General features: G+C 39.2%; 13 protein-coding genes and 1 tRNA gene. 12 read left to right on the forward strand and 2 right to left on the reverse strand.

The features are described 5' to 3' along the window. Positions 1-5: 5 nt before the first annotated feature. The 10 genes from atpB (at position 6) to FCN14_RS01690 (ending at position 8,152) form a co-directional block, all read left to right on the forward strand. A complete protein-coding gene (atpB, locus tag FCN14_RS01645; protein WP_138429349.1) occupies positions 6-1,043 on the forward strand; it encodes a F0F1 ATP synthase subunit A in 1,038 nt (345 codons plus the stop codon). 69 nt (positions 1,044-1,112) lie between these two features. Further along, a complete protein-coding gene (gene atpE / locus FCN14_RS01650) occupies positions 1,113-1,334 on the forward strand; it encodes an ATP synthase F0 subunit C (protein ID WP_138429350.1) in 222 nt (73 codons plus the stop codon). 39 nt (positions 1,335-1,373) lie between these two features. Next, positions 1,374-1,889 (forward strand): F0F1 ATP synthase subunit B, encoded by a 516-nt coding sequence (gene atpF / locus FCN14_RS01655; RefSeq protein ID WP_138429351.1) that lies wholly within the window; start codon positions 1,374-1,376, stop codon positions 1,887-1,889. A gap of 5 nt (positions 1,890-1,894) precedes the next feature. Next, positions 1,895-2,443 (forward strand): ATP synthase F1 subunit delta, encoded by a 549-nt coding sequence (gene atpH / locus FCN14_RS01660; RefSeq protein ID WP_138429352.1) that lies wholly within the window; start codon positions 1,895-1,897, stop codon positions 2,441-2,443. A gap of 34 nt (positions 2,444-2,477) precedes the next feature. Beyond that, entirely contained in the window at positions 2,478-4,100 is a 1,623-nt protein-coding gene (atpA, locus tag FCN14_RS01665) for a F0F1 ATP synthase subunit alpha (RefSeq protein WP_138429353.1), read from the forward strand. 3 nt (positions 4,101-4,103) lie between these two features. Continuing rightward, a complete protein-coding gene (gene atpG, locus FCN14_RS01670) occupies positions 4,104-4,994 on the forward strand; it encodes an ATP synthase F1 subunit gamma (RefSeq protein ID WP_138429354.1) in 891 nt (296 codons plus the stop codon). A gap of 18 nt (positions 4,995-5,012) precedes the next feature. After that, positions 5,013-5,099: transfer RNA gene (locus tag FCN14_RS01675), tRNA-Ser, on the forward strand. A gap of 100 nt (positions 5,100-5,199) precedes the next feature. After that, positions 5,200-6,588: a TolC family protein gene (locus tag FCN14_RS01680; protein WP_138429355.1), complete on the forward strand. Its 1,389-nt coding sequence runs from the start codon at positions 5,200-5,202 to the stop codon at positions 6,586-6,588. Between the two features lie 10 nt (positions 6,589-6,598). Then, on the forward strand, positions 6,599-7,201 hold the full coding sequence (locus FCN14_RS01685; RefSeq protein WP_138429356.1) for an MlaC/ttg2D family ABC transporter substrate-binding protein: 603 nt from the start codon (positions 6,599-6,601) through the stop codon (positions 7,199-7,201). A 12-nt stretch (positions 7,202-7,213) separates the two neighbouring features. Next, positions 7,214-8,152, forward strand: coding sequence for a glycosyltransferase family 2 protein (locus FCN14_RS01690; RefSeq protein WP_138429357.1), 939 nt, complete (start codon positions 7,214-7,216; stop codon positions 8,150-8,152). 13 nt (positions 8,153-8,165) lie between these two features. Here FCN14_RS01690 and FCN14_RS01695 read toward each other — a convergent pair whose 3' ends face one another. Both FCN14_RS01695 and FCN14_RS01700 read right to left on the reverse strand, forming a co-directional pair. Next, on the reverse strand, positions 8,166-9,656 hold the full coding sequence (locus tag FCN14_RS01695) for an oligosaccharide flippase family protein (protein ID WP_138429358.1): 1,491 nt from the start codon (positions 9,654-9,656) through the stop codon (positions 8,166-8,168). Continuing rightward, complete coding sequence (locus tag FCN14_RS01700; RefSeq protein ID WP_138429359.1) at positions 9,653-10,798, reverse strand: glycosyltransferase family 4 protein; 1,146 nt, start codon at positions 10,796-10,798, stop codon at positions 9,653-9,655. Before FCN14_RS01700 ends, FCN14_RS01695 begins: the two co-directional genes overlap by 4 nt. A 151-nt stretch (positions 10,799-10,949) precedes the next feature. Between FCN14_RS01700 and FCN14_RS01705 the strand changes: the two genes are divergently transcribed. Further along, the gene (locus FCN14_RS01705; protein ID WP_138429360.1) at positions 10,950-12,548 is read left to right on the forward strand and encodes a hypothetical protein; all 1,599 of its coding nucleotides are present in this window, start codon (positions 10,950-10,952) and stop codon (positions 12,546-12,548) included. Between the two features lie 251 nt (positions 12,549-12,799). Beyond that, a complete protein-coding gene (locus tag FCN14_RS01710) occupies positions 12,800-14,017 on the forward strand; it encodes a CDP-glycerol glycerophosphotransferase family protein (RefSeq protein ID WP_138429361.1) in 1,218 nt (405 codons plus the stop codon). The last annotated feature ends 95 nt before the right edge of the window (positions 14,018-14,112 follow it).

Here is a 14,112-nt window from a genome sequence, read left to right on the forward strand (position 1 = left end):
ATTAGATGCTAAGGGCCTGTCGCCGACTTTTCGTAACTTTTTTATTGATTCTGTTTTTCACTCCGTTTTCGCAAGCTTCGGAAAAATCCGCACAGGACTCCGAGGGCGCTCCTATTGATGTTATGGGTAAGGTTGTAGACCATAATAAGGTTTCAACACCGTTCGGGTATATTCATTTGCCACGTATTTTGTTGGTGGATGGAAGTTTCCATGTATTTAGTAGTACAGAGTCTGCTGTTGCTTCAGATGAGTTTGTTAAGAAGGACGGAGCGCTTCTTGCAGTAAGTGGAGCGCCTATTACGCTGGACCTGTCAATTACTTCGCATTTAGTATATGTTTGGTTGGGGCTTATCTTAACGCTGTTCATTACTATTGCAATGGCTCGTAAGTACAAGAAGGGGGTCGGTCGAGAAACCGAACCAAAGGGATGGTTCCAAAACCTTTTTGAGATTACGTTTGTGTTTGTACGTGATGATATTGCCAAACAGAATATTCCCGACGAAAAATATCAAAAATTTGTTCCTTATCTTTTTGCTGTATTTGTATCAATTGCCTTTATGAATCTTTTCGGTCTATTGCCATGGGGGGCAACAGCCACTGCAGATATTACTGTTACCGCTATATTAGCTTTTATAACATTTATAATTACACAGTGGAATGGGTCTAAAGATCACTGGGAGCATGTGTTTTGGTTTCCGGGCGTGCCACCCCTTATGCGCATTATTCTAACGCCGATTGAAATTATTGGGTTGTTTACTAAGCCATTTGCGCTTGCTGTTCGTTTGTTTGCAAATATGTTGTCAGGAAAGATTATGATTATTTGTATTCTTGGCCTCATATTTATCTTTGCTGATATATTTGGTTCTATAGCCGGGGTTGGTGTTAGTTTCTTTTCAGTACCCCTAACAGCAGTATTATATATATTGAAAGCTTTTGTGGGGCTATTGCAAGCTTATATTTTTGCGCTGCTTTCTGCAGTATTTATTGGGATGGCAGCCGAGGAGCACGAGCATCATGAAGAAGGTATAGAAGCTCATGCATAATTCTTTTTTTTGATTTATTACTACTTACTTAATCTAAACAACAACTAAACATAACACAGGTAAATTACTATGGGTTTATTAGCAGCAGGAATCGGAGCAGGAATTGTAGCAGTTGGTGCCGGAATTGGTATTGGAATGATTGGTAAAAGTGCTACAGAAAGTATCGCTCGTCAGCCTGAAGCTTCCGGTGATATTCGTGGCGCAATGATCTTGACCGCTGCTCTTATTGAGGGTGTAGCACTGATCGGCGCTATTGTTTGTATTCTTCTCGCTCTCGGAATTGGTGGATAAGTCGATATTTAATAAAATAATCAAGACATAATATACACCATGATGCTATTTTTAGCAGGCGGAGGAGGACTCCTCTCATTTAACAGTGGTTTTGCAATATGGGTTCTTATAAGTATGGTTATCTTCCTTGCAATAATGGGGAAATATGCTGTGCCACTCATTATGGATTCTTTGCAGGAGCGTGAAAGCCGAATCAAGGATTCGTTAGAATCCGCAGAAAAGGCTCTTAAGCGTGCCGAGCAGGTTTCCAAAGATAATGAAAAAGCATTGCGTGAAGCTGAGAAGAAAGCACAGCAGATTCGCAAAGAAGCCATTGAGGAAGCAGAGATGCTTCGTGCAGAACGCATTGAAAAATCCAAGGAAGAGGCCGAGCAGATTATTGAAAATGCCCGGAAAAGTATTGAGCAGGAAAAGAAACGTGCTATGATGGAGCTTCGTGATGAAGTCGCTCGATTAGCCGTTGAATCTGCTTCTAAGATTATTGATTCCGAACTGGATGAACAGAAAAATAATAAGCTGGTAGATAGCTTTATTAACGACCTCTCTAAAAATTAAGGTAGATGCGTACAACAAAAGCAGCACGACGATATGCTACAGCACTGCTTGAACTCGCCGAGGAGCGAGATGAGGTAAAGCAGATTCTGGAGGATATCCAATTTGTTCACAATACTCTCGAGGGATCTCGAGAATTGGTAGTATTTTTAAAGAGTCCTGTTATTAAGTTTGATGATAAGATCGGGGCTCTTGAAAAACTCTTTTTTGATGATCTTAACGAGCCAACTAAACTTTTTATGAAGCTGTTGGCTAAAAAAGATCGGATAAATTTATTGGATCAAATTGTAAAAGCCTTTATAGAGAAATATAAAGAGTATGCCGGCATTATAACTGTAGATGTGTTCGTTGCAAGGGAATTGTCAGAAGATCAGAAATCAGGTCTTCACAATGAGCTTGAAGAAAAGACACAAAAAACAGTTGATATGGATATTACCGTAGATGAAAGTCTAAAAGGTGGTATGGCCATTAGAATTGATGATACTGTTATTGACGGTACGGTTAAACACAAGCTCGAAGAGCTTGAAGAATCGTTGTTAACGACAACTGTTGAATAGTTAATTAATACGTTTTTAAATCACATTTGAACCAATGAGTCAAGTTAGACCAGACGAAGTTTCAGCAATATTACGAAAACAACTTTCCGGCTTCGATAATGAGGCAGACACTTATGATGTGGGAACAGTCCTCGAGGTAGGGGATGGTATTGCCCGCGTTTATGGGCTGTCAAAGGTACAGGCCGGTGAACTTGTTGATCTTCCCGATTCTAAAGATAAAGAAGGGAATTCCATTCGTGGAATGGTACTGAACCTTGAAGAAGATAATGTTGGTGTAGTACTTTTTGGTGCTACCAGTGCTGTCGAAGAAGGTGATACCGTTCGTCGAACAAAAGATATTGCTTCTATTAATGTAGGAGACGGTGTTTTGGGTCGTGTTATCGATCCGTTAGGCCGTCCTCTCGATGGTAAAGGTCCTATTGCAGGCGATACCATCCGGGTACCACTAGAACGAAAGGCACCTGGTGTTATTTATCGTGAACCGGTTAAAGAACCGCTCCAAACAGGTATTAAGGCTATTGACTCTCTTATTCCAATTGGACGTGGACAGCGTGAGCTGATTATTGGTGATCGTCAAACAGGAAAAACCTCGGTTGCAGTAGATACCATTATTAACCAAAAAGAAACTCAGGATACCGACAAACCGGTACATTGTATTTATGTGGCTGTTGGTCAAAAGGGTTCTACGGTTGCAGGTATTGCGAAAGCATTAGAAGAGAATGATGCTATAGATTATTCTACCATTGTTTCAGCACCTGCAAGTTCTACGGCTCCAATGCGTTTTATTGCTCCTTTTGCCGGGGCCGCTATTGGTGAATATTTCCGGGATACTGGTCGCCACGCTCTTGTTATTTATGATGATCTTTCCAAACAAGCTGTTGCGTATCGTGAACTTTCGCTTTTACTGAAACGGCCTCCTGGACGTGAAGCCTATCCTGGTGATGTATTCTATCTACACAGTCGCCTACTTGAGCGTGCTGCTAAGATTATTGATGATGATGACATTGCTCGGCAGATGAATAATGTGCCTGAAGAGCTCAAGCCAATGGTTAAGGGCGGTGGTTCATTAACAGCTTTACCAGTTATTGAAACTCAAGCCGGTGATGTTTCTGCCTATATCCCAACCAATGTGATTTCTATTACTGATGGTCAGATTTTCCTCGACACTGATCTGTTTAACTCAGGTGTACGTCCTGCTATTGACGTAGGTACTTCTGTATCTCGTGTGGGTGGTTCGGCACAGGTGAAATCAATGAAAAAATTGTCGGGTACTATGAAGCTTGACTTGGCTCAGTATCGTGAGCTTGAAGCTTTTGCCAAGTTTGGTTCCGATCTTGATCCTGCTACTCAGCGCCAATTAAAACGTGGTGAGCGTACGGTTGAATTGTTGAAACAAGATATTTATCAACCTCGTCCTGTTGAAGATCAAATTGCACTGCTTAAAGTTAACAGTGAAGGACTGCTTGAAGACTTGCGCGTAGATCAAGTTCAAGAGTTTGAACAAGAATACCTTGAAACTATTCATGCGAAGTTCGATAAGGAACTTACGGAAGTAGGTAATAAAGGTACGCTTGAAGATGAACTTGGTGATAAACTGCTTAAGACTGCAAGTACTATCATTGAACAGATGAACGCTACAGAAGAAGAGGAAGCGTAACCCATGGCGAATCTTCGCGACATACGAAATCGTATTGAATCCATTAAAAATACGCAGCAGATTACACGTGCCATGAAAATGGTTGCTGCTGCTAAATTACGCAAGGCACAAGATCGCATTATAGAAACCAGACCCTACGCATCCAAGATGAAAGAAGTGGTAGGGCGTATGGTGAAAAGTTCTAATGATGATAATGTGCTGCTGGATACACCTGAATCAACGGATAACGTCCTGTTTATCATTATTAGTTCAGATCGCGGACTTTGTGGTGGATTCAACAACAATTTGTTTAAAGTTGCTGAAAGTGAAATCAAAGAAAACTACAGTGAATATAAAGAAACAGGTAATCTGTCTTTAATATGTATTGGTAGGCAGGCAACAAAACATTTTGGTAAGCGAGATTATGAAGTAAAAGCTGAATATCCGGGCTTTTGGGACAACATAGAATTCCATAAAGCTACGGAAATAATGAAATCCGTAATTAAGGATTTTAAGTCCGGTACCTTTGATGAGGTAAAACTGGTTTATAACGAATTTAAATCTGTTATTGCACAAAACAGGTTAGTAGAAACCGTATTGCCTATACAACCGGATACGCTGACGGAAACTGACGACGAGATCGAAGAAGATAGAGAATATATCTTTGAGCCAGATGCAGATAAAATTCTTGAAAAATTATTACCTTTGCACTTGAATTTGCAACTGTGGAAGGCTATCCTTGAGTCGAATGCTGCAGAACAGGGTGCACGTATGACAGCTATGGATAATGCTACTGAGAATGCTCAGGAGATGAAAGAAGATCTTGAGCTTGAGTATAATCGTGCACGCCAAAGTGCTATTACTACTGAAATTTCAGAAATTATTTCTGGAGCGCAGGCACTTGAAGAAGCATAATTAGTTTGTTGATATATTGGAGGGATGGCAGAGCGGTTGAATGCACCGGTCTTGAAAACCGGCAGGCCCTTTTGGGTCTCGGGGGTTCGAATCCCTCTCCCTCCGCAAAAAAAGGCCTCTTCCCAAACGGAAGGGGCTATTTTTTTAATAAATATTTTTTCGTTGCGTTAATAGCACGAAACATATTTTCATTAGACATCTTTAAATGATGAAGAAGTTACTATTTACTTTTATTACCCTCCTGTTTTGTTTACCGATATTGACTTATAGTCAACAAGATACCGTAGAAGTATCAATTAAAAGGTTTATTGATCGAGGTATCAAAAATTCTGGGGAGCTGGATTTTGAGCAACAAAAGGTAAAGCTTGCACAGAATCGTATAGATCAAGCCAAATCAAATCGTTACCTGCCTAAGTTTGAACTTAATACCCAACATGGAGTGGTGCCTGGTGTAGAGAGTGATGATCCCACACTTTCAGAGAATGAGTACTATCTTGATCCGAATTTAGACAATGACTGGAATAATTGGGCCGTTTTTACGCGAGCAGAAGTCAATGCAATACAACCTCTTTTTTCTTGGGGAGCTCTTAAAAATACGGTAAAAGCTGCTCAATCTGCTGCTGTGGCTGCACGAGAACAATTTAATAAAAAAGAGGCAAATTTACGTCTTAGACTTTTCGAACTGTATCAGAGTTACTTGTTGACAAGTGAAATCATGTATCTCTTAGAAGAAGCAGAAAAAAAGATTAATAAAATTGAAGAACAGATACAGGATAAACAAAATGAAGAAGATTCAAATATTGACGAATCTGACGTTTTTAAATTCAAAGTTTATAAAGAAGAGTTTAAAATTCGTGCAGCTGAAGTAAGAGAAGAAGCTGCTATGACACAACGTATCTGGAACTATGTATTGCAGGCGGATGACAATACCGTGTATATGCCTGATACCTACTTCCTTGATCCTGTTCAAGAAGATTTGAGAGGAATAGACTATTATCGTTCTAATGCGTTATCGGAAAGGGAAGAGGTAGCAGCTATCGATGCAGGTATAGAGGCTGCAGAATTTGGTGTAAAGGCGTTAAAACAAAAAAACTATCCCACGCTATTTTTGGGTTTGAGTGGGAGTTATGCCAATACCCCTAATCGTCCGCGTCAGAGTAATCCTTTCATTATTAATAATTCAAATTATGCTTCTGCTTCTTTTGGGTTAGGTATTCGCCAAAACCTTGATTTTTTCAGTATGAAAACTGATCTGGAGAAAGGGAAAATAAAAAAGAGACAAGCAAAATTTTTAAAGGACGCAGCCGTTGACGGTATAGTTCTTGAAATAAATGAAGCCTATAAAAAAGCTTCGCTTTCTAAAGTAAAGGTTGAAAGAATTGATAATGCCTTTGTAACGAGTAAAAAATGGCTTCGACAGGAACAATTGGATTATGATCTTGATATGGGAGATACAAAGGATTTAGTGGATGCCATGAAAAAAGAATTAGAACTGCGTGTACAATTGAAGCGTGAGATTTTTGAATTCAATAAAAATATGGCTGCTTTATACCGTAAATCAGGGTTATCGGTAATGGAAATATTAAACAACTAGTGACAGTTTTATGAAGTGTATTAAGTATAGTTTATTTATTATTACTTTTCTTTTGGGAGCACAAACTATTCAACCCCAATATGGTTTTGCTCAGAAAAATAGTTCAGCTATTAAAGACCTGCTTGAAAAGCGCAATAATGAGATAAAAGAGCTTGTTGGTCCCAAGGGCACGGAATATACAGAAGAACAACGAAACAAGTTGAAGGATATCATTAATGGTATTGTTGACTACCAAAAAATGGCTCAATACGCGTTACAGGAAACGTATAGCACTTTATCACAAGAAGAAAGAGAGGAATTCATTAATCTTTTTTCTACAATAATTCGAGATCATTCACTAAAAAATCTTGATATTTACAGAGCTAATGTTAAATATGAACAGATCAATGTTGAGGCGGATACAGCTGTAGTTGAAACACTTGCACAACTTAAGCGTGTTCGTACGCCGGTAACTTATCATATGGAATATAAAAACAAAGAATGGGTAGTTACTGACATTATTATTGATGATGTATCAACGGCAAACTCTTACCGCAGACAGTTCCAAAATATAATTAATAAAAAGGGGTACGCTCATCTGCTGAAAACACTTCGTAAAAAAGTATCAGCGTAGAAACTTATTTTGATGAATCCACGGGTTTCAGTTGTTGTAAGGTCAATTAACAGAGCGGAAGCTCTTTCTGAACTGTTAGAGGTTTTACTCCAACAGAAGCATGACAGCTACGAAGTAATTGTTGTGGAACAGACCCCTGAACCATCGGGGACTCATTGGGATAAAGTACTTACTTTTTGTAATGATGAGCGTGTCAATCTTGTCAAAAAAGATCCTTTGGGTGGTCCTGAAGCTCGTAATGTTGGTGTTAAATCGGCAAAAGGGGAGATTATAATTCTTATTGATGATGATGACCTGCCACTTTCTGATATGTGGATACAGGAACATGAAAAAGCCTATGAAGATCCGAACTTAATAGGATTTACGGGACGTCATGTGAGAGCCAAAGGAGAAAAGAACCCATATATTTTGCCCAACTGGTTTATTGAGAAACGTTGTATGTCATACTCTTTTATGAGTACCCCATATACCTATGCTCGTTTTAACAAAGATGTGGATACAGTAGATTGGCTACACGGGACAAATGCTTCTTTCAGGAGTTCTGTGTTAAATAGAGTAGAAGGGCTTTGGGATACGAGGGTTAAATCCCAGGATGAACATTCCTTTGCTTTTAAATTAGCAAATACTCTTGACGAGAATGAGTATATAGCTTTTAAAAAAGAACCTGTGGTAAAAAGGAGAGTAGAGATCCAGGGAGGGATGAACAAACGACATCATACGCTGGAGTCTGAGTTACGCAACCATTTTGATTATGTATTTAAAATTCTGGCAAAATATAGACCAGATAGCTTTGAAAGCTATTATTATCTATATTTATTTTGGATCTCTTTTAAAGTTATAGGATGGATCTGGAGCCCTTCTGTTAATATCTCTTTTCCAAAACGGATGAAATATTTTTCACAGTTGCCATATATATTCTGGACGTACCAAAAGAATTACTTGGAAAAATAAGTACTATCTCCGATTAATTGCTCAGCTGCTTTTTTAGGTTAGAAAAGTTGAACCTAAATCCGAATAATAAGATTCCGTAGATTAAAAGTACGACCCCGTATTGTACAAGGTGGTTAAAGAATGCTTTGTCAGAAAACTGAGACAGAGGAATGAAAACTACCAGAAGCAGGCTTACTGCAAGTCCGGCCAGGTGAGGCTTATATATCTGTTTTAAATGTAGCTTGGCTCCCACGAAATACCGGGCTTCGGCCAGCTCCATCAAGGTTAGGGTGAAAGTAGCTAATGCCGAAGCTAAGGCAGCACCCTCCATCCCCCAAAGGGGTATTAACCAGAGATTGAGTAGAAAGTTTGAAGCGGAGACTACGACAGAATTGAAGAGAGTCAGCTTTGAATGGCCGGTCATCGTCACAATATTACCTGCTAAGCTGTAAGAGCAGTACATATAGGGGATTGGTAACAGTATCAGCATAAAGAGAGCACTCTGTCCAAATTCAGGGTGCACAATTCGCAGCAGATCCTCTCTGAATATTGCTACACCGATAATAATCGGGATTGTAATAGAGGCAATCCATTTAGCGGTCATGGAGAAATTCTTCGAGAGCCCTTCCAGATCATTCTTTTCGTAAAAACGTACGATATGAGGGGCAAAAGCACTGGAGAAGATGAGTTTTACATTCCGAATTTCTCGAACAATCATTGAACCGGCCCCATAGAAGCCAACCATTGAGGCCGAAGCTCCAAAGATAGGGAGCATCAAAACATCTAATCCGGTAATGAATTTATTTAACGTCATATTTAAGTTTTGTGGCAGGGCAAAGTCAAGTAGCTCTTTATCAAACTTAAAGGATCTAAAGGCCTGAAATAGGCCTGCCCATGACAGCTCCTTTTGATATATGAATGTTGCTACCAAGGCAACGGTGACTTGCGTGCTGATGTATCCCAATGTAAGGCCGGTGAGGGTGGGCCAGATATACCAAAAGCCAATGGAATAAAGTAGCAAGAATACGGGCCGGATACCTCCATTGACCATGGCATCGTACTTCATGATTTTAAGTCCTTGCGTAGCTGCTGTTACAATTCGATCAAATGCCATTAATGGTAAAACAAGGCCCATAGTAAGCAGCATAAACTGCAGCTGATTTCCGAAATCATCGGCGTATAGCATCTCAAATACCACTGGTCCGACCAAGTAGCTAAGCACAATTAAAAGAAATGATAAGCCCATACTTAGAGCAAGAGCATTGGATAACGAACGATACAGGTGGTGGTGCTGCTCCTTATGATCTGCATGGCGGGCCACAAAAATGAGGGCACCGTCTTTAAAGCCGGAGGTAAGAAAGGCCAGTGCTATTTCTATGGCAAGGTTTGCTGTAATAAATATTCCAAATAGATCAGGACCATAATATCGTGTTACCAATACCAAAAAAGAAGGGCCGGCAATTTTGCCGAGAATGCCCAGAAAATTTACAAATGCTCCTTTTTTTAGTTCTTCTTTGATGCTCATTTATTATTAGCCAGCCGATCATATCGAGATTCTAATTTTTTCACCTGTGTTTTGATATTATAATCTTTTTCTATTTTTTCTCGTGCTGCAATTCCAAATTCTTTTCTTTTTTGAGGATGCTCTATTAAGTCAATCATACGATCTGCAAGAACTCCAGTATTACGTTCGGGTACTAGAAAACCTGTTTTACCATCGTCAATAACTTCAGGTATACCACCATGATAAGTGCCTATTGCTGGAATAGCGGTTGCATTCGCTTCTTTTAAAACGATCGGTGTTCCTTCTCTGTCATGATCCTTGGCAACAATACTGGGAGCAATTAAAAAGTCGGACTTTTTAAGTATATTAGATATTCCCGACGTCTCTAATATACCATGGAAGGTGACATTTGAGTCAAGATTATGTTCTGTAACATAATTTCGGCACTTTTCTAACAATCCTCCTTCACCTACAAAATTAAGATGGGCTGCACCGTTGGTTTCTGCAATAACTTTCTTAAAAGCTTTTAGGGCATATATGTGGCCTTTCTTTTCCGTAAAACGACCGATCATTGTAATTTGACACTGTTCATTTTCCGGGCGTTTTTCATAATCTATCGGATCAAAAGTATTAAGATTGACTCCGAGATGTAAAACTTCTATAGCCTCGGGACGACCACTTATTTCTGCTAATATCTCAGCCATTTCATTGCTAACTGCCAACATAAGGTCTGCTTCTTCTAATATCTTCTTAGAGTATAGAATATATCTCCAATATTTGGGTTTATATTTTCCCATTCCCATGAGGGCAGCAACATCATGTCCATGAAAAGTAACTACCAAAGGGAGATCATGCCGTAGCTTATAGGGTAGAGCATAAACGGCTCCTGTACCGAAATGAGCATGGATCAGATCATAGTTTGTATTCGCGATACGGCGATCAAAAGAAGGCCAATAGGCAGTATTTTCATAGATAAATTCCGAAAATTTTCCCTTTGGTTTGTAATAAGAATCATATGGAAAGCGCTCTTCATTCAACCGTTCTTTGCAAAATACATCTACATCATACCGTTCATGGGCCTTTAGCTCTTCATGGATAAATGTTTGAGAGTACGGTAAAAATGAGGTTGAGAATAGAGCAACTCTATGACTTTGATCTGACATTTGTAATACCGAAATGGTTTAAAGTTAATATAATCTGAATGTGCATTCGTTGGGGCAAAGGTAAGAGTACTGGCGGTTATATTAAAGATTTGTTCATAATTAAGAATATGCTTATTTACCGCACACATAAAAACATTTGAAAACGTATATAATGGATAGCAATAGAGCTTTTGTTCTTGTAATCGTAATATGGATTGTTGCCTTTACAAATTGTTTTGCCCAAAGTAAGATTTTAATTAAGTCACAACACTGGGCATATGAGTATATAGAGCGGTTACAGAACAGGGGGCATTTACGGACCTTAAACCCTACAGCTATTCCTTACAATAGAGGAGAAGTATGGGAAGCTGTTCAAGAGGTAGATCGTGAAACTTTGTCTCCGTTATCACGACAGTGGCTAAAGAAGGTTGAAAACCATGTAAAACCTGAAAAGCAAAAGGGAAGTTATAATTTGATATATGGTGGAGAGCTTACCGGACGTGCAACAAGAATTAACTCTGGGCGTACTAATGTGCTTCGACCCACCAAAGGTGGAGAGTCTGTTTATCCGCATTGGAAGTTAACGCTGTATGGAGAATGGAAAAACATTGTTTTGCAAACAGGGCTTATGCTGGATCGGTACTATATTGTCGATCCTGATGGCTATAGGACGGCAGCACGCCCTTGGTTACGTGCAGAAGACTCATATATTGGTTATGATAAAGGACACTTTTCAGCATACTTAGGGCGTTTTCGTCATCATTGGGGGCTGAATAGTAGTACAAGCGGTATAATCTCAAAAAACCCGGTACCATTCGATAATTTTTACTTGCGTTTTGGTAAAGGCAATATTCAGTTTCGAACAATATTAGGTGAGCTGGATAGTGTTACAGAGGGGCAATTTGACAACAGGATTGGGGCAAATACGATAAAACGTTATTTCTTTGGACATCGCTTGGACTGGTTACCTAGTAAACACTTTATGGTTTCGTTGCTTGAAGGGGAAATCGTTTCAGGTGAACATTTGAATCTTCCTTTTAGGCATTTGAATCCCCTGAATTTTTTATTCGTAGATTCTAGTACTAAACCCAAGCAGTACGAATCTTCGAATATTATGATTGCTTTGGCTATTGATGCTTATTGGAATAATCTGCGTGTAAATAGTCAGTTTATTTTAGATGATTTAGTAGTTGAAGATAGAGAAGAGTTGGAGGAGAGTGGGGAGTTAAAACCTATGGCATATACGTTTATCAATTCCGTTAGTTATGCCTCTATAGAACCCTACGTTGATTTAGGAGTCCGGTACAATATGGTGAGCTCTATGTCTTACCGAGGCTCATCCTCAATTGCAGAAGATAGATGGATGTATGCAGGTCGTGGATTAGCAACAAATTTTAGTGATTATACAAAGCTTCAATTATATGCCCACTGGTATGCTGATAGGGTGATACCGGGGCTTAGGTTAGGGCCCTCATATACCCTTCTCAGCCAGGGAGAACTAGGATTTCGACAACCATTTGATTATAAAATTCTCAATGATAGTATTTTACACGGAACCATTGAAAAAACACATCGTTTTGCTTTACAGCTAGAGTACCAGCCGGTAGAGCTTCTTCGGCTCATCCCATCCTGGGAATCGTTTGATACAAATGTCCGATTACGAGCAGACGTTGGCTATAATCATGTCTTGAATGAGAACCATATCGTCAATGTGTCCAATAATAAACTAGTAGGTATGTTTCAGTTGGATGTGAGATTAGCTTTTAATTAACAGTGTTTTTGCAACAGCTGCTAAATACAAGCTCTAAGTGAGTTCTAATCCCGTTTAAAAGATAAGCTCACAATGGAAAATACCTCAGAGTAATACTTAAGTATTTGCAAAGTTCATTGAAACGGGTCAAAAGCTTACTGTTTTAAGTTATAAGTACTTTTTCGTAATTTCTCAGTTTAGATATTATTGATGAATATTTTTAGCATCAGTACTGTTAGTTGGGGCGTATATTTGATAAAAAAAAACAAAGGATGAAAATACTTATTTATGCCACCACTTTTGGGGCAGATCTGTGGGCGTTCACTCATTTTTTAGACCAAAAACCAGGTGTTGAAATTCGTGTATTATTAGATGACCCTGAGTTATTCAATGGCGAAGGAGTAGCAGATCTGTTTGAACTCGATGCTAAACTTATAGAACGTAAGTGGTACCACTCCATATTCGGATTGCGAGGCTTTGAACCTGACGTGACAATTATGGATAACCGGGTTCCTTTGTTTGCCCCTTCTCCAAAAGGAATGATTTTGTGGCATGGATTCGGATGGAAGGGGCCCAATGATGAGCGGGAATTTCGCTGGCTTCACTTTTCTCTCAAAAATTGTTGGGGAAGTGCAAAGGTACCTAATCCCGATTTTATTTGGCAATGTTTTGGACCGTGGGATTTTGAACATCGGACCCAGGTAAGTGGATTTGCTCCCGAAAACTGTCGTATCTTGGGATCTGCCAGTCATGACTACTTACGTAAACCGTTCGATGCTCAGAAAGCACAACCTTACTATCCTTTCGATGTGGCAAACAAACCTACAGTATTAATTGCACCTACATGGCATTACGGTGATGTGTTTTCTCATTGGGGAGAAGACAAAGTGATATTTCCAAAGCTTGTTGACCAAATTACTGAATTGGGAGCCAATATTATCTTGCGGTTGCATGATTCATTTCGGTTTGAAGATGAATATCGATCCTTTTTAGAAGGTTTGGCTGATAACCACGATAATGTATTTTTAAAATATAAAAATGAGAATCCCGATAATTTGCTAGATTTGCAGGTTTCCGATCTGCTAATTACAAACTATAGCAGTATTGCGAATCTTTTTTATGCAACCGGTAAACCTACAATTCATGTATACCCAGTCAAAGATGCAGATGAAGAGTTCTTATGGCGAAGCCAAACTGTAGCAGGGGTTTATAAAAGAAAAGTTGATTCAGCTCGTTTTATATGGAAGCTGCCTCCGGAAGAGAATGGTGGACTGATGGCTCATAATTTGAAAGAATTACAAGAGCAAATTGACTACGCAATTAAAAATCCAGAATGCTGTGAAGAATCAGCGAATGAGTTCTTGGATGAATATATGTTGGGAGCTGATGGTAAGAACTGTGAACGAATTTGGAGCTCTTTACAAGAGCTTGTTTATGGTAAGCATTTTGAATCCGATAAAGAGCCTGTCTTGGTTGAAAGCAATAGATAATATTTTTGATCAACCCACCTATTTTAATTAACTTCACATGCTTTTAATAAACTCGAAATAATGCCTTAAACACCTCATTTTTATTAATCGATTTC

The sequence above is a fragment of the Fodinibius saliphilus genome (genome assembly GCF_005869845.1).
GTDB lineage: Bacteria > Bacteroidota > Rhodothermia > Balneolales > Balneolaceae > Fodinibius > Fodinibius saliphilus.